We start from the raw sequence: 19,778 nt of genomic DNA, 5'->3' as shown, positions 1-19,778 counted from the left end.
GCGAGGGGGGAACATGCCAGCCATCAGGAACACCAAGGACTTCTACGCCGGGGTTCTTTTCAGTCTCATTGCCATCGGAGCGTTGTACAGTTCAGCGAGCTACGGTGTCGGCAGTCTGCGCCGGATGGGGCCAGGCTTCTTTCCGATCGCCGTGTCGCTCGTGCTGTGCCTGTTTGCCGCCACCCTCATGTGGCGCGGCATCGCCGGCGAGGGTCAGCGCGTCGGCGATGTCGCCTTGCGCGTGCCGGTGCTCATCCTGGGCGGGACGTTCCTGTTTGCACTGACGATTCGCCCGCTCGGCCTGCCGTTCGCCATCGCAGCTATGGTCATGGTAGGCTCGCGGGCGAGCCGCCAGCTCACGTTCGGACGGGCGGCCATGCTGGCGACGGTGCTTGCCATCGGATCGGTCTTGGTCTTCCGATTCGGTCTGGGACAGCCCATTCCCGTCTGCGGCGCACTGTTCGCCGAAGCTATCTGCGGCTCCCGCTGGATGTAGGCGCAATGGACTTCTTCGATCACATCACCCTGGGCTTTCAGGCTGCGTTCACGATCAACGCGCTGCTCTACTGTTTTGTCGGCTGTCTACTCGGCACGCTGATTGGCGTGCTGCCGGGGCTTGGGCCGGCAGCCACCATTTCGATGCTGTTGCCCGCGACGTTCACGCTCGAGCCGTCGTCGGCGCTCATCATGATGGCCGGCATCTACTACGGCGCCCAGTATGGCGGCTCCACCACCGCGATCCTCGTCAACCTTCCCGGCGAGGCGACATCGGTCGTCACAGCTATCGACGGTTACCAGATGGCGCGGCAGGGGCGGGCGGGGATTGCGCTCGCCACCGCGGCGATCAGTTCCTTCATCGCCGGCACAATCGCCACGCTGGTGATCGCTGCATTTGCCGTGCCGCTCGGCGCGATTGCCGAAAGCTTCGGGCCAGCCGAGTATTTTTCACTGATGTTGCTGGGCCTGATCACCTCGGTGGTGCTAGCGCAGGGCTCGCTGGTGAAGGCGCTCGCCATGGTCGCGTTTGGACTCCTGCTTGGCATGGTCGGCTCGGATGTCAACTCGGGTATGCCGCGCCTCGACTTCGGTTTCCAGGAACTGTTCGACGGCATCAATCTGGTGGCGGTCGCCATGGGCGTCTTCGGCCTTGCCGAAATCATCCGCAACTTGCAGGGCGGCGACGAAGGCCGCACACTGCACGCCAAGCGCTTGGCTGGGCTGATGCCGCGCTGGCGGGATTTCAAGGCGATGGTGCCCGCCGCATTGCGCGGGACCGGTCTGGGCACTGTGCTCGGCATCTTGCCGGGCGGCGGCGCGCTGTTGTCGTCCTTCGCCTCCTACGCCCTTGAAAAGAAGCTGGCGGACGATCCGTCCCGCTTCGGCAAAGGCGCGATCGAAGGCGTCGCCGGGCCCGAAGCCGCCAACAACGCCGGCGCGCAAACGTCGTTCATCCCGCTGCTTGCGCTCGGCATTCCGTCCAACGTCATCATGGCGCTGATGGCCGGGGCGCTGATCATCCAGGGCATCCAGCCCGGACCCGGCATGATGCAGGAACAGCCGACGCTGTTCTGGGGCCTGATCGCCTCGATGTGGATCGGCAATCTAATGCTGCTTGTGCTCAACCTTCCGTTGGTGGGCGTCTGGGCGAAGCTGGTTACCGTGCCCTACGACATCCTTTATCCGGCGATCATGGTGTTCTGCGCGATTGGCGTGTTCACCCTCAACAATAACACCTTCGACATCTACCTGATGCTGTTGTTCGGGGCTGTGGGCTACATCTTCATCAAGCTCGACTGCGAACCGGCGCCGATGTTGCTGGGCATGGTTCTGGGGCCGATGATGGAGGACAATTTGCGCCGGGCGATGCTGTTGTCACGTGGCGACCCGATGACCTTCGTCGAACGTCCCATCAGTGCCGCGCTGCTGGCCCTGGCGGTGGCGGCTGTGATTGCCGTGGCCGCGCCCACCTTGCGCGCGCAGCGGGAGGTTGCATTCAAAGAGTGAATGCGAGAAGCCGTGTACAGCGCTGTGCTGCTTTGAGTCGTTGGTCGAGTGTCCACTTCAGGCTGCGTTGAAAATCGATACTCTTCCGTTGGAGATGGTGCCGCCTCCGCTGCTGCCAGCTTGGCAACGGTGCATGTATCAATCTCGCCCGTGCTAGGCCGGGCCGGCAGTCTTCGGAACCGGCCGCGGTCGTGAAGTTTACAATGAAACATCAATGAGCTGATTACGCATCTGAATTGCTGGGCAGCATAGAGCAGTTGTCGGCGTCATCTCCCATTCCTCCTCACCCACAACCTAGCCCGTTTGACCTCTGAAGCATCATTTGCCTTTCGGCCGTCTAGATTCCCTAGGCTCGAGGAAGTCACCCTGCCACATGCCGCGGCGATCCGCCTTGGCCTTTGCCTGCTCGCTGCCGTAGGCGCCCTTGCTGTAGCGCGGCCAGTCCAGGGCGTGCCCATTGCGGACCAGCCAGCGGGCGACACTCTGCCCGTCTGCTCTGTAACAGTCGCCCACGAAGCGCCTGTAGCGGTCTCGCTCGACATACTCGCACCTGATAGGGCGTGACGCCGCTAAGAAACTGTCCAGCGCGTCTGCTGCAGCTTTCCCGCAGCGATATGCGGCGCTTGAACCGTCATGGCAGACCTGCCAGCTCTCGGGCGCGTCGACGCCGTTGAAACGGATACGCTCGCCAGCAATCTCTACCGTATCACCGTCGATGACGGAGGCGCGGCCGATCAGTGGATCCTGCGCCGCCGCTGGCGTGGTGGCAAGCAAGGCACATAGGATTAGAGCCAGGCGCACGCTATTCGGCCTGGCGGTCTCTGAGGCGGACGCCTACGCCGCAGTATGATCACGCTTCCCGCCAAGAACATCGCAGCGGTCGATCAGATGGACGAGGGCATGGACACGCTGCGCACCTGCTGGTCGGCGCTGCAGGACATGTCTGTGCTCGACGATGAGATGATCTTGTCCGTTCGCTGCACGCTAGCCGTCGCCATCGAGACGCTGAAGCCCGTCCGAGCCATGCTGAATGGGGAAGGAGGTGCAGCGTGACCGGCGCCACTCTCCTTCTGCTCGAGTTCGAGAGACGCGCCAAGCGACCGTTGGGACGAGGCGACGGGTATGACGGCCTAGCTCGAACAGTTGGCTGATCGGCTCAGATCCCGCCGGGAAAAGGCCGAGGAGACCGAACAGCACGACGCCGATGCTGTCTCTGACCTATTCCACGCAATCATGAACCCCCGCGCTACCACGCTCTCCGGCATTCTGGCGAAGGTGCGGGTGCGAGATCGTTGGAACACGGACGATGAAAAGGGCGAGGTCGCGATTCTCCAGAGCATGTTGGCGGACCTCAAGGCCGTCGCGGAGGAGCGGGGCGGGGCAGGCAAAAGGCAGGGGCAGGGTGCCCCGCCATGTTGCATCCTTGTCGCGTGGACTGGCCGTGAGCTATCGGAAGCCATTGGAAATCAAGGGAACTCAGTTGCAACATGACGCGACATGAATGTGGCGACGCCGCCGATCTTAGGTCGGGCTATGTATTTGATTTCGCTTGAGAAATTAATGGTGCCCGGAGGCGGATTCGAACCACCGACACGCGGATTTTCAATCCGCTGCTCTACCAACTGAGCTATCCGGGCAACCTTCCGAATTCAGGCCGTCTGGCCTTGCTTCGGACCTTCGAAGCGGTGCGCTGCACCCCTGAAAGCGGGTGGGTTATAACACGAGAATCTTGCCTGTCCAGCGCCCCAAAGAGCTTTTCTTGAAAGAAATTACAGGCCCTTGGGGAAAGTTGGAAATGCGCCTCAACGTTCTTCGCCGGCGTCGGGCCGGCCATCGGAATCCTCTTCCTCGTCCTCGCGAACGGGAATGGCGTAGCTGCCCGAAAGCCAGCGGTTGAGGTCGACCGCCTTGCAGCGCGGCGAGCAGAACGGATAGGTCTCGCGCTCGGACGGCTTGCCGCATTCCGGGCAGGGACGCTTGGGACGCAGCGGCGTCACCTTGTCGTGGGGATTCGCAGTCATAGCTGTGCGCCGGTCTGCCAGCGGTACTGGATCGGATAGCCCTCGCCGCTCAACAGCGACGTGGTCTCATAGAGCGGCAGCCCGACGACATTGGTATAGGAACCGGTCAGCTTGACCACGAAGGTGCCGGCAAGCCCCTGGATGCCGTAGCCACCGGCCTTGCCGCGCCATTCGCCCGAGGCGAGGTAATTGTCCATGTCCTGCCGCGACAGGCGCTTGAAGCGCACGCGCGTCTCGACCAGCCGCTGGCGCAGCTTGCCCGCAGGGGTGACCAGTGCCAGCCCCGTATAGACGCGGTGTGAACGGCCCGAAAGCAGCTGAAGGCAGTGGATGGCGTCTTCTGCGGTTTCTGCCTTGGGCAGGATGCGGCGGCCAACCGCCACCACCGTGTCGGCGGCGAGGATGAAGCCGGAAACCTGGTCGGCTTCGCGGCCAATCATTTCGCGCGCGCGCTCGGCCTTGGTCACCGACAGCCGCTTGGCGAGCGAGCGCGGATGCTCGGCACGCATCGGTCGCTCGTCGACATCGGCCGGAAACAGCCGGTCGGGCTCGATGCCCGCCTGCTGCAGCAACTCGACGCGGCGGGGCGAGCCCGAAGCAAGCACAAGCTTTTGCAGATCGCTCAAACCTGGATCCTGTCGCTGGAAACGCTCGACACCCGTGGGCGCCGGCGGACTTACTTGAAGCGGTAGGTGATACGGCCCTTGGTCAGGTCGTAGGGCGTCATTTCGACGAGGACCTTGTCGCCGGTCAGCACGCGGATGCGGTTCTTGCGCATACGGCCGGCCGTGTGGGCGATGATTTCGTGTTCGTTTTCGAGCTTGACCCGGAACATTGCATTCGGCAACAATTCCGTAACAACGCCCGGAAACTCGAGGACTTCTTCCTTCGGCATTCGGTACCTTCGGTTTGGGTGGCATTCCCGGCGCCCCGGCCGGAATTTGCGCGGAACCTATATGATAATGCGCACTTTGTGAACACGCTTAATCTGTGTGGAAATCTACGCCGGTTTTTGCCGGCCTTGCAGCGAATCTTTCCGCCATCCTGACCTTGAGGCGCTCGCGCACGTCGCGATAGGCACCCATGATCTGTTCGCGCGTGCCGGTGATGGCTGTCGGATCGGGCGTCGGCCAATATTCGACGTCGATCGCCATCGAGCGGGTGAATTCAAGTGCTGCATGATGCGCTTCAGGCGCAAGCGTCACGATGAGGTCGAAATAGCCGTCTTCCAGGTCGTCCACGGTACGCGGTTGGTGCTCTGTCAGCCCCATGCCGTCCTCGGCAAGTACGGCATCGACGAAGGGATCGCGGTCGCCGACGCGCACGCCTGCGGATGCGACGAAGATGGAGGGCGCAAGCGTGTGCCGGGCAATCGCCTCGGCCATCGGCGAACGGACCGAATTCATTCGGCACATGAACAGGATCGAGCGTGGGGACGTTGCGTTGCCCGTCATATGTCATCCGCGCCAGTGAAGTACGCAAATGAGCGTGAACAGGCGGCGGGCGGTGTCGAAGTCGATCTCGATCTTACCCGCGAGGCGGTCGAGCAGGGTCTGCGAGCCTTCGTTGTGAAGTCCGCGCCGCCCCATGTCGATCGCCTCGATCTGGCTCGGCGTCGATACGCGGATCGCCGCGTAGTAGCTTTCGCAGATCATGAAATAGTCCTTCACGATGCGCCGAAACGGCGTCAGCGACAGGATGTGGGTGACCACCGCCTCGCCATGCTCGCGCGAAATCGCAAAGACCAGTCGCGAATCGACCAGCGACAGCTTCAGCCTGTAGGGGCCGTGGCCGTCGTCATTGATCGGATGAAAGCTATTTTCCTCGATCAGGTCGAAGATGGCGACCGCGCGCTCGTGCTCGACATCGGGTGTCGAGCGGCGGATCGATTCGTCGAGTTCGACGTCGACCAGGCGGGAGCGTGCGTGGCCCTTGTCGGACATCGCCGCCCTACATGTTCAATCTGATAGCGACCGAGCGCGCATGCGCGTCGAGCCCTTCGGCCTTGGCGAGCGTGATCGCCGCCGGCGCCAGCGCCCTGAGTTGCTCGGGGCCAAGTTTCAGGATCGAGCTGCGCTTGACGAACTCGAGCACCGTGAGCCCCGACGAAAAGCGTGCCGAACGTGCGGTCGGCAACACATGATTCGGGCCGCCGACATAATCGCCGATCACTTCCGGCGTATGGCGGCCGAGGAACACCGAGCCGGCATTGCGGATGCGCGCCAGATAAGCCTCCGGCTCGGCGAGGGCGAGCTCGAGATGCTCGGCGGCGATGCGGTCGATGAGCGAAATGGCACTGTCGAAGCTGTCGACCAGGATCACCGCGCCGAAATCGCGCCAGCTTGCGGCCGCCGTCTCTGCCCGTGGTAACAGCTTGATCTGCCTGATGACCGCCTCTTCCACCGCCTTGCCGAAGGCGGCGTCGTCGGTGATCAGGATCGACTGCGCCGAAACGTCGTGTTCGGCCTGGGCCAGAAGATCGGCGGCGATCCAGTCGGGATCGTTGTCGCGGTCGGCGACGACGAGCACTTCCGAGGGACCGGCGATCATGTCAATGCCGACGGTGCCGAACACCTGGCGCTTGGCAGCGGCCACATAGGCGTTGCCGGGGCCGACGATCTTGGCGACGGGACGGATGGTCTCGGTGCCGTAGGCAAGGGCTGCGATCGCCTGCGCTCCGCCGACCCGGTAGATTTCCGATACGCCGGCGAGATCGGCTGCGACCAGGACCAGCGGATTGATGACGCCGCCGGTTGCCGGAACGACGATGACGATGCGCTCGACGCCCGCGACCTTCGCCGGCATGGCGTTCATCAGTACCGAACTCGGGTAGCTCGCCGTGCCGCCCGGCACATAGAGCCCGACCGCCTCGATCGCGGTCCAGCGCGAGCCGAGTTCGACGCCGATTGCGTCCGTATAGCGGTCGTCCTTCGGCATCTGCCGTTCGTGATGCGAGCGGATGCGGTCGCGGGCGAAGCGCAGCGCTTCCACCGTTTGCGGATCGGCGTCCTTGTAGGCCTGGTCGATATCAGCGCGTGTCACCGCAATGCCGAGCGCGTTGAGGTCGGCGCGGTCGAACTTCGCGGTGTAGTCGACCAGTGCCGCGTCGCCTCTTGTGCGCACATCGTCGATGATGGCGCGCACGGTGGCTTCCACGTCGGGCGATGCCTCGCGCTTGGTGGTCAGGAAGGCGGCGAAGCGCTTCTCGAAATCCGCGGCTGATTGGTTAAGCGTGATGGCCATGATCGAAATGCTCAAGTCTGGTGAATGGGGCGGGAGGAGGCCTGCCAGGCGGCGCCCGTGTCGGTCAGCCGCGCCTCGATGCACTCGACCTCGAGCCGGATCGCGGCCTCGCCTGAAAACAGCAGTTCGATCGCACCGGCCGGATGCTCGGAGGCCACGAAACGAATGGCCAGCAGTTCGAGCACTTCGTCGGTCTTGGCGCGGGAAATGCCGTGCAGCTTGGCCGACAGCACGCGGTCGAAATGCATGATCGACCTGCGCCGCTCATATTTCGGGCGGAAGAAGCCGGTTTTCGCTTCCCAGGCGAAGCGGTTCATCGCCAGCGCGAAGCGTTTGGTCGGAGCCTGGAATTCGATGTCGCCGACCTTCACCACGGCGTCCTGAACATGGGCCGAGACGATCTCCAGGTCCTGTTCGTCGAGGGCGACTAGCTTGAGCTGGTTCATGTCCGTTCGGCTGCCTGCGCGGAAACTTTTGTGCTTCCTGTCTTGTTAGGCGGTCTTGCTGCACTGCGCAACCGCGCGTGAGGGAGTAGGGCAGTAGGGGAGTAAGGCATTGGGGCAGAAGTCACTTATTGCCCTACTGCCTTGCTCCCCTATTCCCCTGAATCAGCCGCTGATCCGTTCGATCACCGCGCCGCAACGCGACAGCTTTTCTTCCAGCCGCTCGAAACCGCGGTCGAGATGGTAGACGCGGTTGACCACCGTTTCTCCCTCTGCGGCAAGGCCGGCAATCACCAGCGACACCGAGGCACGCAGATCGGTCGCCATGACGGGCGCGCCCTTGAGCTTGGCGACGCCTTCGACGATGGCCGTCTGGCCTGACAGCGTGATGTGGGCGCCGAGGCGGGCGAGTTCCTGGACGTGCATGAAGCGGTTCTCGAAGATCGTCTCGGTGATCTTCGACTTGCCCTTGGCCATGGTCATCAGGCCCATGAATTGCGCCTGCAGGTCGGTGGGGAAGCCGGGGAAGGGCTCGGTGACGACGTCGACCGGCGAGATGCCGGAGCCATTGCGCATGACGCGGATGCCGGAATTGGTCTCGGTGATCACGGCGCCGGTGCGGGCGATCACGTCGAGCGCGCTCTGCAGCAGGTCGGCGCGGGCGCCCTCGAGCAGCACGTCGCCGCCGGTCATCGCCACTGCCATGGCATAGGTGCCGGTCTCGATGCGGTCGGGGATGACCCGGTGGCGCGCGCCCGACAGCGAATCGACGCCTTCGATGGTGATCGTCGAGGTGCCGGCGCCGGTGATTCTCGCACCCATGGCGTTGAGGCATTCGGCGAGGTTGACGACTTCCGGTTCGCGCGCGGCGTTTTCGAGCACCGTCTCGCCGCGGGCGAGAGTGGCGGCCATCATCAGCACATGGGTGGCGCCGACCGAAATCTTGGGGAAGACGTAGCGGTTGCCGACGAGCCGGTTCCTGGCGGTAGCAAGGATATAGCCGTTCTCGACGTCGATATTGGCGCCCAGCGCCTGCAAACCGTCGATGAACAGGTCGACCGGGCGCGTGCCGATGGCGCAGCCGCCCGGCAGCGACACCTTGGCCACGCCCATGCGGGCGAGCAGCGGGCCGATGACCCAGAAACTGGCGCGCATCTTGGAAACCAGCTCATAGGGTGCGGTGGTGTCGACGATGTTGCGCGCGGTGAAGCTGATGGTGCGCGAATAACCTTCGCTCTGGCTCTCGCGCCGGCCTTTGACGGAGTAGTCGACGCCGTGATTGCCGAGGATGCGGATCAGTTGCTCGACATCGGCCAGATGCGGCACGTTCTCCAGCGTCAGCGTATCGTCGGTGAGCAGCGAGGCGATCATCAGCGGGAGGGCAGCGTTTTTCGCGCCCGAGATCGGGATGGTTCCGGTCAGCTCGTTGCCACCGACAATTCTGATGCGATCCATTGGTCGTCGTTTCTCCGGGGAACCCCGGTTCTGGCGAGAAATTTTCCTGCCGCCGTCTAGACCATCGCGCCCCCCGGTTCAAGAATCAGGGAACTGCCGTCTTCTGCGCCAAGCGCCTGCCGTTGCCGGTCAGGCTTTCTCGGGTTTGTCGTTGTCACCCTTCGCGGCGGCAAGGCCCTCGGGCCTGGTATCGGCGTCGCCGGTGCGGCGCGAACGCGCCTGTGCCTTGCGTTTCATCAGGTTGGCGCGCAGCTCTGCCGCGAGCCGCGCCTTGCGCTGATCGGCGCCGCTTGAGGGTGTCTTCTTTGTCGACGACATGTGGTGGTCCCCGCTTGTCGCTCGTTCATAACGGAGTGGCAACGGAAATGGCCAGCATTGTGGCGCAGACGGGCCTGTGGAAAATCTTCCGCAAAATGGTTCAACTGATAACTTGCGCTCCCCTGAATCATGTGGCACAAGCCGCCCCGTCCACGGTCGCTGCCGTAGCTCAGTGGTAGAGCACTCCCTTGGTAAGGGAGAGGTCGAGAGTTCAATCCTCTCTGGCAGCACCATTTTCTCCCTCGACAGATTCCCGCATCGTTGGCCTCCGGGCGAAAGCTCGCTCACAATTGCGATTCGATCGGCAGGTAGCCGATCAGCCTGGCAATCAGCCGTCGTCGCAGGCTGGCTTGCGGTTCGTGGCGGAGTTCGCGAGGTCTGTTGGCGGCAATGTCTGTCCAGACCAGTTCGCCCTTGTCCAGCGTCACCTGGAAGCTTGCGCGGGGCGAGGTTTGCGCCGAGATCACCGCTGCCACTTCGTGCGCCAGTTCCTGCTGCTGGAAAAGTACGCCCATTTCGGTATTCAGCGAGGCCGAGCGAGGGTCGAAGTTGAAGGAGCCGACGAAACCCGTTTCCCCGTCCGCGACAAAGGCCTTGGTGTGCAGGCTGGCGCCCTTTGAGCCGAACAGCGACAGTTCGCTGCGCTCGTCGTCCGGCCTCAGTTCGAAGAGGGTGATGCCCTCGTGGAGAAGCGGTTTGCGGTAGCGCATGTAGGCGCCGTGGACGGCGGCAACGTCGGTGGCAGCCAGCGAGTTGGTCAACACTGTCACCGCCACCCCGTTGTCGACCAGGGTGGCCAACTGGTGCGTCCCGGAAACCCCTGGAATGAAATAGGGCGAGACGATGGTCAGTTCCCGCCTGGCGGACTGCAGGACCGGGGCCAGTGTCTTCATCAGCCAGCCGTCCGCCTTGCCGCCCATCGCCTTTTCAGGTGGATCCGAGGCGACGACGACATCGCCGGTCCAGCGTAGTTTTCCGATTTCGGAGCTCGCCCATCGCCGGCTCTCCTCGGTGACGCGGCTTATATAGGGCTCGGCAAGTCCGGTTGTTGCAGCCCGTTCCAGGCGTTGGCGCAGCCCAGGCAGATCGCCCTTCGCCATGCCGGTGACGTGTCGGATCGGCAGCACCGCCTCGCTGTTCCAGAAACGGTCGAAGATGCTCTCGGCCTGGTCGACCGCGGGGCCGACAAGCAAAAGGTCCATGTCGCGGAAATTGGCCTCATCAGAGGCGTCGAAATAGGCGTCGCCGATGTTGCGTCCGCCCACCACGGCCAGCCGGCCGTCGGCGATCCAGGCCTTGTTGTGCATGCGCCGCGTGGTACGGACCGCACGCAGCACCAGTTCCAGTCCCCGTTGCAGTCCGAAGGCCCGTGCCCAGCTCGGATTGAACAGCCTGACTTCGATATTGGCATGGCTGTCGAGGGCAATGTAGTTGGGGTCGTAGCCCCTGGCGTTGATGTCGTCGAGCATCAGCCGCACACGCACGCCACGATCGGCGGCGGCGAGGATTTCGCGCGCCAGCAGCCCGCCCGTCAGGTCGTCTTTCCAATAATAGTATTGCAGGTCGAGGCTGCGCGCCGCATGGCGCGCCGTATAGGCTCGGACGGCAAAGGCTTGAAGGTTGCTGGATAGTAGCGCCAGTCCGCTTTGTCCGGGATGCTTGGCCAGCAGAGGTGCTACCAGCCGGTCGAATTCGCCCTGGTCGGCGGTCGTTGGCAGGGCGAAGGAGGGCGCGCCGCGCGCGCGCCTGGCGAAGCGGCCATAGGCATAGACTGCAAGCACCGATGCGATGACCAGGGTGCCTACAATGGCGACGATGATGGCGATGAGTTTCATGCGTCGGACGGCCCGCAATCTGAAGCGGCAAACCCATGCTCACGGCATGAATGCGGTGGATGGCCATTGTGACGCATGTGGAAAATCTCGAACACCTCAACCATATAGGCTAGAGTTGACAGTGAAGCCTGTCGCAAGTGAACACGAATTTCCCAGAGATTCCAGACGAGTGATGGCTAGCAGACAAAGCTTGGAGATTCGCGCAAAGTCGGGCGCCGGACAGGCGGGTTCAGCGCCTCGGTTGCAAGGCAAAGTTTCGGCGCCCGACGCCGATGCGCACGGCGAAATCGTCATAGCTTCCTACAACGTCCACAAATGCGTCGGGCTGGATCGACGCTTCGATCCGCAGCGGACGATGCAGGTCATCTCGGAAATCGACGCCGACGTCATTGCTCTGCAGGAGGCCGACCAGCGCTTTGGCGACCGAGCGGGCTTGCTCGATCTCGCAGCCCTGGAGCGCGAGACCGGGCTGGTGCCGGTTCCGCTTGCCGGCCGGCGCAAGAGCCATGGCTGGCGCGGCAATGTCGTGCTTTTCCGCAAAGGCACGGTCACTTCGGCGAAGCAACTGGTGTTGCCGGGGGCTGAACCGCGTGGGGCGGTTGTCGTCGATCTCGAGATGGAAGCGGGACCGTTGCGTGTCATTGCCGCGCATTTCGGCCTGTTGCGCCATTCGCGCAAGCGGCAGGCGGGCATGCTGCTGACGGCAGCCGAACTGCACAGTGAAAAGCCGACGGTGCTGGTCGGTGATCTCAACGAATGGCGGCTTGGCAGGCGCTCGTCGTTGCGCTTGCTGGAGCCTGCCTTCGGGCCTGCGCATGCGCTGGTGCCGAGCTTTCCGTCGCGTTTTCCGGTGCTGGCGCTCGACCGGGTCATGGCAAGGCCGCACAGCCTGCTGACCGAACTGCAGGCGCACGATACCGCGCTGGCGCGCATCGCTTCGGATCATCTCCCGATCAGAGCCGTTCTCAGGCTCAACGCCAAGCGCAACGGGATAGCCGAAGCAGCCTGAAGCCGCCGTAGCGTCACCTTCCCGCATCCCACTCTTCACTTGCACGGATCGCGGATGCCGTACTAGCTGGAGTTGGTGGAACACGGCGAATGCCGGCAATGGGAAAAGGGAAAAGCTTCACGCGGACAGAAGGGTGAAACATGGTTGAGTCACGGATAGGCTGCAAAAGCCTGCGTTCCAAGGTGATGAGCGCCGAGGATGCGGCGTCCCTGATCCAATCGGAGACGACGGTCGGCATGAGCGGTTTCACCGGCTCGGGCTATCCGAAGACCGTTCCCCTGGCGCTCGCTGCCCGCATCGAGGCAGAGCACGCCGCCGGCAATCCGTTCCGGCTGCGGGTCTGGACGGGAGCCTCCACTGGCCCCGAACTCGACGGTGCGCTGGCCAAGGCCGACGGCATCGAATTCCGCCTTCCCTACAATTCCGATCCCATCGCCCGCGACAAGATCAATCGCGGCGAGATGGAATATTTCGACATGCATCTGAGCCAGGTGGCACCGATGGCCTGGCAGGGCTTTCTCGGTCCGCTCGATACTGCCGTTGTCGAGGTATCCGGGATCAGGCCCGATGGTTCGCTCATTCCTTCGTCTTCGGTGGGCAACAACAAGACATGGCTCGATCGCGCCAGCAAGGTGATCCTCGAGGTCAACAGCTGGCAGAATCCCGAGCTCGAAGGGATGCACGACATCTACTACGGTACGGCATTGCCGCCGCATCGCGTGCCGATCCCGCTGCTGCGCGCCGACGACCGCATCGGCGAGACCGCCTTCCGCTGCGATCCGGACAAGATCGTGGCCATCGTCGAGACCGATGTACCCGACCGCAACTTGCCATTCTCCAAGCCCGACCAGGTCGCCCACGCCATCGCAGGGCATCTGCTCGAGTTCTTCCGGCATGAGGTTGCCATGGGTAGGCTTCCGGCCTCGCTGCTGCCTATCCAGTCAGGCGTCGGCAACATCGCCAATGCCGTGCTGACCGGGCTGGTCGATGGTCCGTTCGAGAACATGACCGCCTTCACCGAGGTGATCCAGGACGGCATGCTGGACCTGATCGATTCCGGCAAACTGCGCATGGCGTCCGCCACGGCATTCTCTCTGAGCCCCGAGGCCGCCGCCAATCTGAACGCCAATATGGGTCGCTACCGCGACAAGATGATTCTGAGGCCGCAGGAGATCAGCAACCACCCCGAACTGATCCGGCGCCTTGGCTGCATCGCCATGAACGGACTGATCGAGGCCGATATCTACGGCAACGTCAATTCGACCCACATCATGGGCTCGCGCATCCAGAACGGCATCGGTGGTTCCGGCGATTTCGCCCGCAACGCCTATGTTTCGATCTTCGTGACGCCGTCGACGGCCAAGGGCGGCAAGATCTCGTCCATCGTGCCACAGGTGAGCCATGTCGATCACATCAACCAGGATGTGCAGGTCATCGTCACCGAACAGGGCCTGGCGGATCTGCGCGGCCTGTCGCCCAAGCAGAAGGCGCGGCTGATCATCGAAAAATGCGTCCATCCCGACTACCGGCCGGCGCTCGAGGACTATTTCGAGCGCGCACTGCGCGGCTCCTATGGCCTGCAGTCGCCGTCGCTGCTCAACGAGGCGCTGTCGTGGCACCAGCGCTACATCGAAACCGGAACGATGCGGGCCTGATCGGCCTACTGGACTACAAAGAAGTCGCTGATCCTTGCTGCCGTCTGTTGGAGTATCGGCAGGATCTCGGCTTCCATCTCGGCCGGCGTGTGACGCGCGCTCTGCGTCGAGACGTTGATTGCCGCGACGATCGCGCCTGAGCGGTCGCGCAGCGGAACGGCAATCGAGCGCAGGCCGATTTCGAGTTCCTCGTCGACGATGGCATAGCCGTCCGCGCGAACCTTGGCGACGATCTCGGCAAGCCTCTTCCTGTCGGTCGTGGTCTTTGGTGTACGAGGTTCGATCCTTGCCCTTGCCAGGAAGGCTTCGAACTCCTTGTCGCCAAGACCTGACAGGAGAACGCGTCCCATCGCCGTGCAATGGGCGGGCAGGTGGGCGCCGACCTGCAGGTCGACGCCGATGATGCGCGGCCCCGGCACGCGCGCGACATAGACCATGTCTTCGCCGGAAAGCGTCGCGGCCGAGCAGGATTCGTGCAATCTGGCTGCCGTCTCGCGCATGAACGGCTCGGCGAATGTCCAAAGTGGTACGCCATGTAGCCAGATGCGGGCCTGTGTCAGCAGCCGCGGCGACAAGGAAAAGTTCCGGCCCGCCTGCACGGCGTAACCAGTCGCCACCAGCGTCAGTAGGAAACGCCGCGCGCCGGCGCGGGTGAGCCCTGCCTTTTCGGCCGTCTCGGTAAGCGTCAGTCCGGCCGGATTGGCGGCGAGGATCTCCATCACCGCCAGCCCGCGTTCCAGCGAGGTGACGTGGTCGCGGCTGGTTTCCTCGTCGCTCATCGATGCCTTTCCCGAAATACTTTGTCTGCGCGGAGCCGGTTGATTGACTCCGTGGTCATCTTGGATCAAGAATGTATCGCATACAAAACAAATGTTCGCAATGCGAACTTTTGACAATCGGGACGAAACGCGATGACCAAATTTCTCCCCCTGTCGAAGGCAGTCGCCGACAATCTCAACAACGGCGACACCGTGGCCTTCGAAGGGTTCACGCACCTCATTCCCACCGCGGCTGCGCATGAGGCGATCCGCCAGGGTTTCAAGGATCTGACGCTGGTGCGCATGACGCCGGACCTGGTCTACGACCAGATGATCGGCATGGGCATGGCCAGGAAGGCGATCTTCTCCTACGCCGGCAATCCTGGCGTCGGCCTGCTGCGCCGTCTGCGCGACGCGGTCGAGAATGGTTTTCCGCATGCGCTGGAGATCGAGGAGCACAGCCACGCCGCCATGGCCAATGCCTATGAAGCGGGTGCGGCGGGGCTGCCTTGCGCCATATTCCGCGGTTATCGCGGCGCTGAACTCGCCAAGGTCAACCCGAATATCAAGTCGGTGACCTGTCCGTTCACCGGCGAGGTGCTGGCCGCCGTTCCGTCGGTTCGTCCCGACGTCACCTTCATCCACGCCCAGAAGGCGAACAAGCGCGGCGACGTGCTGGTCGAGGGCATCATCGGCATCCAGAAGGAAGCAGCCCTCGCTGCCAAGCGCGCCGTGGTCACCGTCGAGGAAGTGGTCGACGATTTCGACGACCTGCACCCGAACCTGACCGTCCTGCCGAACTGGTCGGTCACGGCGATTTCCGTCGTGCCAGGCGGCGCGCATCCGTCCTACGCGCATGGCTACTACATCCGCGACAACGCATCCTATCTCGAATGGGATGAGATCGCGGCTGACCGCGACCGTTTCCGTGAGTGGATGCAGAAGAATGTGCTGGAGAAGACCGCCGACGACTTTGCGGCCCGCGTCGAACACCTGAGGAACGCAGCATGAGCGAGCTCGGCTTTACCCCCAATGAAATGATGACCATCGCCGCCTCGCGCGCGCTGAAGAACGACGACGTCTGCTTCGTCGGCATCGGCGCGCCGTCGGCCGCCTGCAACGTGGCGCGGCTGACCCATGCGCCCGACATCACGCTGATCTACGAATCCGGCACCATCGGCACCGCACCCGACGTGCTGCCGCTGTCGATCGGCGACGGCGAGTTGTGCGACACTGCCGTCACCACCGTCTCGGTGCCGGAGATGTTCCGCTACTGGCTGCAGGGCGGCCGCATTTCCATCGGCTTCCTTGGTGCTGCCCAGCTCGACAAGTTCGGCAACATCAACACCACTGTCATCGGCGACTACGCCCATCCCAAGACCCGCCTGCCGGGCGGCGGCGGCGCGCCGGAAATCGCGACGTCGTCGAAGGAAATATACATCACCATGGCGCAGTCGAAGCGCGGCATGGTCGAGAAGATCGATTTCTACACATCCTTCGGCCATGGCGAAGGCGGCGACCACCGCCAGCGTCTAGGCATCGACACCAAGGGCCCGACGCTTTTGATCACCGATCTGGCGATCTGGAAGCCGGATCCGGTGACCAAGGAATTCACCGTTGTTTCGCTGCATCCGGGCGTCACCCGCGAAAAGGTCCAGGAGACCTGCGGCTGGACGGTGAAATTTGCCGACCAGCTCGAGGAAACGCCGGCACCGACGCAGTTGGAATTGCAGACGCTGCGTGATCTAAAGGCGCGCACCGACGCTGCCCACAAGGGCGAGGCGGTTTCTGCCAAGAGAGGATCCAAGGATGGCTGAAGCCTATATCTGCGATTACATCCGCACGCCCATCGGCCGTTTCGGCGGCTCGCTGTCGTCGGTGCGTGCCGACGATCTCGGTGCCGTGCCGCTCAGGGCGTTGATGGAGCGCAATGCTTCGGTCGACTGGGCCGCCGTCGACGACGTCATCTTCGGCTGCGCCAATCAGGCCGGCGAGGACAACCGCAACGTTGCTCGCATGTCGCTACTCCTGGCCGGCATGCCGCAGGCTGTGTCGGGCACGACCATCAACCGGCTGTGCGGTTCGGGCATGGACGCCCTGATCGCCGCCGCCCGCGCCATCAAGGCCGGCGAGGCCGAACTGATGATTGCCGGCGGCGTCGAGAGCATGAGCCGTGCGCCTTTCGTCATGCCAAAGGCGGATGCGGCTTTTTCGCGTCATGCCGAGATCCACGACACCACCATCGGCTGGCGCTTCGTCAACCCGTTGATGAAGAAGCAGTACGGCATCGATTCGATGCCCGAGACCGGCGAGAACGTCGCGGAGGACTTTTCCGTCTCCCGCGCCGACCAGGATGCCTTTGCCGTGCGCAGCCAGAACAAGGCTGTCGCAGCGCAGGAGAATGGCCGTCTCGGCAAGGAGATCACGCCGGTTTCGATACCCCAGCGCAAGGGCGATCCGATCGTTGTTGCCAAGGACGAACATCCGCGCGCCGGCACCACCATCGAGACGCTGGCCAAGCTGCCGACGCCGTTCCGCCAGGGCGGCACGGTAACCGCCGGCAATGCTTCCGGCGTCAATGACGGTGCGGCTGCCCTCATCGTCGCTTCCGAGGCCGCTGTAAAGAAATACGGCCTGACGCCGATTGCCCGTGTGGTCGGCGGTGCGGCTGCCGGTGTCGCCCCGCGCATCATGGGTATCGGACCGGCGCCGGCGACGAAGAAGCTGTGCGCGCGGCTCGGCATCAAGCCGTCGGATTTCGACGTCATCGAGCTCAACGAAGCCTTCGCCTCCCAAGGCATTGCCGTGCTCCGCGAGCTTGGCATCGCCGAGGACGCGGAGCACGTGAACCCGAATGGCGGGGCCATTGCGCTGGGCCATCCGCTTGGCATGTCGGGCGCCCGCATCGCCGGCACCGCAGCACTTGAACTCGGCCTGCGCGGCGGCAAGCTGGCGCTGGCCACCATGTGCATCGGGGTCGGTCAGGGTATCGCGGTCGCTCTCGAAAGAGCCTGATCCGCGCCTGTCGCTCACTGAAACGAAAAACGCCCGGGCATTGCCCGGGCGTTTTTCGTTTCAAGGAATATGCTGATGAAGTCAGCCTACCAGGCTGACCAGGAAGCGCAGGCTGATCAGCAACAGAAAGATGCCGAACGCCACCTCCAGCTTCCGCTTCGACAGTGCATGGGCGAGCCGCGCACCCAGCGGGGCAGTCAGCACGCTTGTCGGCACGAACAGGATCAGGCCGACGAGCGAGACATAACCCAGCGACAGCGGAAACTGCAGGGCGGCGACATCAGGATATTCCGCCGCGCGCGGCCAGCCGGCATAGATGTAGCCGAGTGCGCCGGGGATGGAGATCAGCACGCCCAGGCCTGACGACGTTGCCACCGCCTGGTGTATGGGTCGGCCGTAGAAGGTCATGAACAGATTGGAGAGCTGGCCGCCGCCGATGCCCATCAGGCTCGACAGCACGCCGATGATCCAGCCGTAGATGTTCATGATGAGCTTGCCCGGCATGTCGAGCCCGAGCCGCCAGGAGTCCTTGCCGAACAGAAGGCGGATGGCGGAGATGCCGGCCACGATGACGAACACCGCCTTGAACAGATCGGCCGGCGCGTAGCGTGCAATGAAGCTGCCCATGACCACCCCGACGACAACGGGTACTGCCCATTGCTTGAGGATGGTCATGTCGACTGCGCCCTTGGCCTTGTGAGCGTTGAAAGAGCGGATTGAGGTCGGGATGATGATGGCAAGCGAGGTGCCGACGCAAAGCGGCATGCGCACCTCCTCCGGCACGCCGACCACCCGGAACAGCTCATAAAGCACCGGCACGATGACTGCGCCGCCACCGACACCGAAGACGCCGGCGAGTAGACCGGTAATGGCGCCGGCGCCAAGCAGGGCGATGGCGAGCCAGATGAGATCGAACATGGAAATGCCGGACATGTCGGGGGAACTCTGCAGTGGTGAAAGGCGATGGGGCGCAAACCGGCAGCAAGCTGCGGCCTGAGCTTCCCCAAGTGGAAGGCCGACATATGGCATGAAGCGTCGGGCCAGTCTTCCCCAGAATGCGATGCCAGCCGCCCAGCCATCAGCACGAGAATGCAGCTGCGGTGCTCTTGATCGCCTGGATTGGCAATTGCGCGGCTAGTGTTATATTCCTATGAATATAACGAATCGGCGGCAGTTGGGCTGCCTTGTCGTGATGGAGGAGTGACTATGTTCACGCGTAGGGGATTTGGTGTGCGGCTTGCCGCGATGGTTGGTGGCCTTGCGGCGGTGCTGGCGCTCGGCCTGCCTTCGGCACGTGCCGATGGCGAGGTGGTTGTGTTCGCTGCGGCCAGCCTCAAGAATGCGCTCGATGCCGTCGATGCCGCCTGGAAAGCCGAAAGCGGCAAGTCGGCTACGGCTTCTTACGCCGCCAGCTCCGCGCTCGCCAAGCAGATCGAAGAGGGCGCGCCAGCCGATGTCTTCATCTCCGCCGATCTCGACTGGATGAAGTATCTCTCCGACAAGAAGATGATCAGGCCCGATTCGGAGGTCAAGCTCCTCGGCAACCGCATCGTGCTCGTTGCGCCGAAGGATTCGGCCGCGACCACCGACATTGCGCCGAATTTCGATCTCGCCAAGCTCCTCGGCGACGGACGTCTGGCCATGGGCGACGTCAAGGCCGTGCCGGCCGGCAAATACGGCAAGGCCGCGCTCGAAAAGCTCGGCGTCTGGCCATCGGTCGAGGGTAAGGTCGCTCAGGCCGAGAACGTGCGCGCCGCTCTCAAGCTGGTGTCTACCGGCGAAGCACCGCTCGGCATCGTCTACCAGACCGACGCTGCGGCTGAGCCGGGCGTCAAGATCATCGGCACTTTCCCGGAAGAGACGCATCCTCCCATCGTCTATCCGGTTGGCGTAACAGTGGACTCGAAGAACGCGGACGCAGCCGCGTATGTGAAATATCTTCAATCCGCCAAGGTGAAGGAGCTTTTCGAAGCGCAGGGTTTCACTATGCTCGCGCCGGTGGTGTCGAACTAAGCGAAAGTC

General features: G+C 63.3%; 22 protein-coding genes and 2 tRNA genes. 10 read left to right on the top strand and 14 right to left on the bottom strand.

Annotated features, from left to right (window positions below):
- Positions 1–13 precede the first annotated feature (13 nt).
- Together ABSY17_RS19605 and ABSY17_RS19600 are read left to right on the top strand one after the other, a co-directional pair.
- Positions 14–496, top strand: coding sequence for a tripartite tricarboxylate transporter TctB family protein (locus ABSY17_RS19605; RefSeq protein ID WP_378944303.1), 483 nt, complete (start codon positions 14–16; stop codon positions 494–496).
- 5 nt (positions 497–501) lie between these two features.
- On the top strand, positions 502–2,004 hold the full coding sequence (locus ABSY17_RS19600) for a tripartite tricarboxylate transporter permease (protein ID WP_378944301.1): 1,503 nt from the start codon (positions 502–504) through the stop codon (positions 2,002–2,004).
- Between the two features lie 318 nt (positions 2,005–2,322).
- Here the strand turns inward: ABSY17_RS19600 and ABSY17_RS19595 are convergent, their stop codons facing one another.
- Positions 2,323–2,778: a thermonuclease family protein gene (locus ABSY17_RS19595; RefSeq protein ID WP_378944298.1), complete on the bottom strand. Its 456-nt coding sequence runs from the start codon at positions 2,776–2,778 to the stop codon at positions 2,323–2,325.
- 72 nt (positions 2,779–2,850) lie between these two features.
- On the opposite strand from ABSY17_RS19595, the gene ABSY17_RS19590 reads away from it, so the two are divergent.
- On the top strand, positions 2,851–3,057 hold the full coding sequence (locus ABSY17_RS19590; RefSeq protein WP_378944296.1) for a hypothetical protein: 207 nt from the start codon (positions 2,851–2,853) through the stop codon (positions 3,055–3,057).
- Between the two features lie 508 nt (positions 3,058–3,565).
- Here the strand turns inward: ABSY17_RS19590 and ABSY17_RS19585 are convergent.
- The 10 genes from ABSY17_RS19585 to ABSY17_RS19540 all read right to left on the bottom strand — a co-directional run bounded on the left by ABSY17_RS19585 (position 3,566) and on the right by ABSY17_RS19540 (position 9,484).
- Positions 3,566–3,641 (bottom strand) — tRNA-Phe (locus tag ABSY17_RS19585).
- 165 nt (positions 3,642–3,806) lie between these two features.
- The gene (gene yacG, locus ABSY17_RS19580) at positions 3,807–4,025 is read right to left on the bottom strand and encodes a DNA gyrase inhibitor YacG (protein WP_378944293.1); all 219 of its coding nucleotides are present in this window, start codon (positions 4,023–4,025) and stop codon (positions 3,807–3,809) included.
- Positions 4,022–4,651 carry a Maf-like protein gene (locus ABSY17_RS19575; protein ID WP_378944290.1) on the bottom strand — a complete coding sequence of 210 codons (630 nt, stop codon included), beginning with the start codon at positions 4,649–4,651 and terminating at the stop codon, positions 4,022–4,024. The genes yacG and ABSY17_RS19575 overlap by 4 nt, the downstream gene beginning before the upstream one ends.
- A gap of 50 nt (positions 4,652–4,701) precedes the next feature.
- Positions 4,702–4,920, bottom strand: coding sequence for a translation initiation factor IF-1 (gene infA, locus ABSY17_RS19570; protein ID WP_006200926.1), 219 nt, complete (start codon positions 4,918–4,920; stop codon positions 4,702–4,704).
- Between the two features lie 88 nt (positions 4,921–5,008).
- Positions 5,009–5,479 carry a low molecular weight phosphatase family protein gene (locus tag ABSY17_RS19565; protein ID WP_378944288.1) on the bottom strand — a complete coding sequence of 157 codons (471 nt, stop codon included), beginning with the start codon at positions 5,477–5,479 and terminating at the stop codon, positions 5,009–5,011.
- A 3-nt stretch (positions 5,480–5,482) separates the two neighbouring features.
- Complete coding sequence (locus ABSY17_RS19560; RefSeq protein WP_378944285.1) at positions 5,483–5,968, bottom strand: UPF0262 family protein; 486 nt, start codon at positions 5,966–5,968, stop codon at positions 5,483–5,485.
- Positions 5,969–5,975: 7 nt separating this feature from the next.
- A complete protein-coding gene (gene hisD / locus ABSY17_RS19555) occupies positions 5,976–7,268 on the bottom strand; it encodes a histidinol dehydrogenase (protein WP_378944283.1) in 1,293 nt (430 codons plus the stop codon).
- 11 nt (positions 7,269–7,279) lie between these two features.
- The gene (locus ABSY17_RS19550) at positions 7,280–7,714 is read right to left on the bottom strand and encodes a DUF2948 family protein (RefSeq protein ID WP_378944280.1); all 435 of its coding nucleotides are present in this window, start codon (positions 7,712–7,714) and stop codon (positions 7,280–7,282) included.
- A gap of 162 nt (positions 7,715–7,876) precedes the next feature.
- A complete protein-coding gene (gene murA / locus ABSY17_RS19545; RefSeq protein ID WP_378944277.1) occupies positions 7,877–9,166 on the bottom strand; it encodes a UDP-N-acetylglucosamine 1-carboxyvinyltransferase in 1,290 nt (429 codons plus the stop codon).
- A 129-nt stretch (positions 9,167–9,295) separates the two neighbouring features.
- A complete protein-coding gene (locus tag ABSY17_RS19540; RefSeq protein WP_378944275.1) occupies positions 9,296–9,484 on the bottom strand; it encodes a hypothetical protein in 189 nt (62 codons plus the stop codon).
- A 158-nt stretch (positions 9,485–9,642) separates the two neighbouring features.
- On the opposite strand from ABSY17_RS19540, the gene ABSY17_RS19535 reads away from it, so the two are divergent.
- Positions 9,643–9,717: transfer RNA gene (locus ABSY17_RS19535), tRNA-Thr, on the top strand.
- Between the two features lie 51 nt (positions 9,718–9,768).
- On the opposite strand, the gene ABSY17_RS19530 is transcribed toward ABSY17_RS19535, so the two are convergent.
- Entirely contained in the window at positions 9,769–11,319 is a 1,551-nt protein-coding gene (locus ABSY17_RS19530) for a phospholipase D family protein (RefSeq protein WP_378944272.1), read from the bottom strand.
- 190 nt (positions 11,320–11,509) lie between these two features.
- Between ABSY17_RS19530 and ABSY17_RS19525 the strand changes: the two genes are divergently transcribed.
- Positions 11,510–12,328, top strand: coding sequence for an endonuclease/exonuclease/phosphatase family protein (locus ABSY17_RS19525; RefSeq protein ID WP_378944270.1), 819 nt, complete (start codon positions 11,510–11,512; stop codon positions 12,326–12,328).
- A gap of 140 nt (positions 12,329–12,468) precedes the next feature.
- Positions 12,469–13,983 (top strand): acetyl-CoA hydrolase/transferase family protein, encoded by a 1,515-nt coding sequence (locus ABSY17_RS19520; RefSeq protein ID WP_378944267.1) that lies wholly within the window; start codon positions 12,469–12,471, stop codon positions 13,981–13,983.
- A gap of 5 nt (positions 13,984–13,988) precedes the next feature.
- Here the strand turns inward: ABSY17_RS19520 and ABSY17_RS19515 are convergent, their stop codons facing one another.
- A complete protein-coding gene (locus tag ABSY17_RS19515) occupies positions 13,989–14,762 on the bottom strand; it encodes an IclR family transcriptional regulator C-terminal domain-containing protein (protein WP_378944265.1) in 774 nt (257 codons plus the stop codon).
- A 132-nt stretch (positions 14,763–14,894) separates the two neighbouring features.
- Between ABSY17_RS19515 and ABSY17_RS19510 the strand changes: the two genes are divergently transcribed.
- Genes ABSY17_RS19510 through pcaF form a run of 3 tightly spaced genes read left to right on the top strand, consistent with a single transcriptional unit; the run spans position 14,895 to position 17,756 of the window.
- Positions 14,895–15,752 carry a CoA transferase subunit A gene (locus ABSY17_RS19510; protein ID WP_378944262.1) on the top strand — a complete coding sequence of 286 codons (858 nt, stop codon included), beginning with the start codon at positions 14,895–14,897 and terminating at the stop codon, positions 15,750–15,752.
- Positions 15,749–16,558: a CoA-transferase subunit beta gene (locus ABSY17_RS19505; protein ID WP_378944259.1), complete on the top strand. Its 810-nt coding sequence runs from the start codon at positions 15,749–15,751 to the stop codon at positions 16,556–16,558. The genes ABSY17_RS19510 and ABSY17_RS19505 overlap by 4 nt, the downstream gene beginning before the upstream one ends.
- Complete coding sequence (pcaF, locus tag ABSY17_RS19500; RefSeq protein WP_378944256.1) at positions 16,551–17,756, top strand: 3-oxoadipyl-CoA thiolase; 1,206 nt, start codon at positions 16,551–16,553, stop codon at positions 17,754–17,756. Before ABSY17_RS19505 ends, pcaF begins: the two co-directional genes overlap by 8 nt.
- 81 nt (positions 17,757–17,837) lie before the next feature.
- On the opposite strand, the gene ABSY17_RS19495 is transcribed toward pcaF, so the two are convergent.
- The gene (locus tag ABSY17_RS19495) at positions 17,838–18,689 is read right to left on the bottom strand and encodes a sulfite exporter TauE/SafE family protein (RefSeq protein ID WP_378944253.1); all 852 of its coding nucleotides are present in this window, start codon (positions 18,687–18,689) and stop codon (positions 17,838–17,840) included.
- Between the two features lie 273 nt (positions 18,690–18,962).
- Between ABSY17_RS19495 and modA the strand changes: the two genes are divergently transcribed.
- Positions 18,963–19,769 (top strand): molybdate ABC transporter substrate-binding protein, encoded by an 807-nt coding sequence (gene modA / locus ABSY17_RS19490; RefSeq protein WP_378944251.1) that lies wholly within the window; start codon positions 18,963–18,965, stop codon positions 19,767–19,769.
- Positions 19,770–19,778: the final 9 nt, after the last annotated feature.

The sequence above is a fragment of the Mesorhizobium sp. ANAO-SY3R2 genome, from assembly GCF_042466635.1.
Lineage (GTDB): Bacteria > Pseudomonadota > Alphaproteobacteria > Rhizobiales > Rhizobiaceae > Aminobacter.
The sequence above is the reverse complement of the archived record's forward strand: the minus strand, read 5'-3'. Positions and strand labels throughout refer to the sequence as shown.

Bases quoted from the DNA above. Each gene is read 5' to 3' on its own strand.
- ABSY17_RS19605 (WP_378944303.1), top strand. From the start codon at position 14: ATGCCAGCCATCAGGAACACCAAGGACTTCTACGCCGGGGTTCTTTTC.
- ABSY17_RS19600 (WP_378944301.1), top strand. From the start codon at position 502: ATGGACTTCTTCGATCACATCACCCTGGGCTTTCAGGCTGCGTTCACG.
- ABSY17_RS19590 (WP_378944296.1), top strand. From the start codon at position 2,851: ATGATCACGCTTCCCGCCAAGAACATCGCAGCGGTCGATCAGATGGAC.
- yacG (WP_378944293.1), bottom strand. From the start codon at position 4,025: ATGACTGCGAATCCCCACGACAAGGTGACGCCGCTGCGTCCCAAGCGT.
- infA (WP_006200926.1), bottom strand. From the start codon at position 4,920: ATGCCGAAGGAAGAAGTCCTCGAGTTTCCGGGCGTTGTTACGGAATTG.
- ABSY17_RS19565 (WP_378944288.1), bottom strand. From the start codon at position 5,479: ATGACGGGCAACGCAACGTCCCCACGCTCGATCCTGTTCATGTGCCGA.
- ABSY17_RS19560 (WP_378944285.1), bottom strand. From the start codon at position 5,968: ATGTCCGACAAGGGCCACGCACGCTCCCGCCTGGTCGACGTCGAACTC.
- hisD (WP_378944283.1), bottom strand. From the start codon at position 7,268: ATGGCCATCACGCTTAACCAATCAGCCGCGGATTTCGAGAAGCGCTTC.
- ABSY17_RS19550 (WP_378944280.1), bottom strand. From the start codon at position 7,714: ATGAACCAGCTCAAGCTAGTCGCCCTCGACGAACAGGACCTGGAGATC.
- murA (WP_378944277.1), bottom strand. From the start codon at position 9,166: ATGGATCGCATCAGAATTGTCGGTGGCAACGAGCTGACCGGAACCATC.
- ABSY17_RS19540 (WP_378944275.1), bottom strand. From the start codon at position 9,484: ATGTCGTCGACAAAGAAGACACCCTCAAGCGGCGCCGATCAGCGCAAG.
- ABSY17_RS19530 (WP_378944272.1), bottom strand. From the start codon at position 11,319: ATGAAACTCATCGCCATCATCGTCGCCATTGTAGGCACCCTGGTCATC.
- ABSY17_RS19520 (WP_378944267.1), top strand. From the start codon at position 12,469: ATGGTTGAGTCACGGATAGGCTGCAAAAGCCTGCGTTCCAAGGTGATG.
- ABSY17_RS19515 (WP_378944265.1), bottom strand. From the start codon at position 14,762: ATGAGCGACGAGGAAACCAGCCGCGACCACGTCACCTCGCTGGAACGC.
- ABSY17_RS19510 (WP_378944262.1), top strand. From the start codon at position 14,895: ATGACCAAATTTCTCCCCCTGTCGAAGGCAGTCGCCGACAATCTCAAC.
- ABSY17_RS19505 (WP_378944259.1), top strand. From the start codon at position 15,749: ATGAGCGAGCTCGGCTTTACCCCCAATGAAATGATGACCATCGCCGCC.
- pcaF (WP_378944256.1), top strand. From the start codon at position 16,551: ATGGCTGAAGCCTATATCTGCGATTACATCCGCACGCCCATCGGCCGT.
- ABSY17_RS19495 (WP_378944253.1), bottom strand. From the start codon at position 18,689: ATGTCCGGCATTTCCATGTTCGATCTCATCTGGCTCGCCATCGCCCTG.
- modA (WP_378944251.1), top strand. From the start codon at position 18,963: ATGTTCACGCGTAGGGGATTTGGTGTGCGGCTTGCCGCGATGGTTGGT.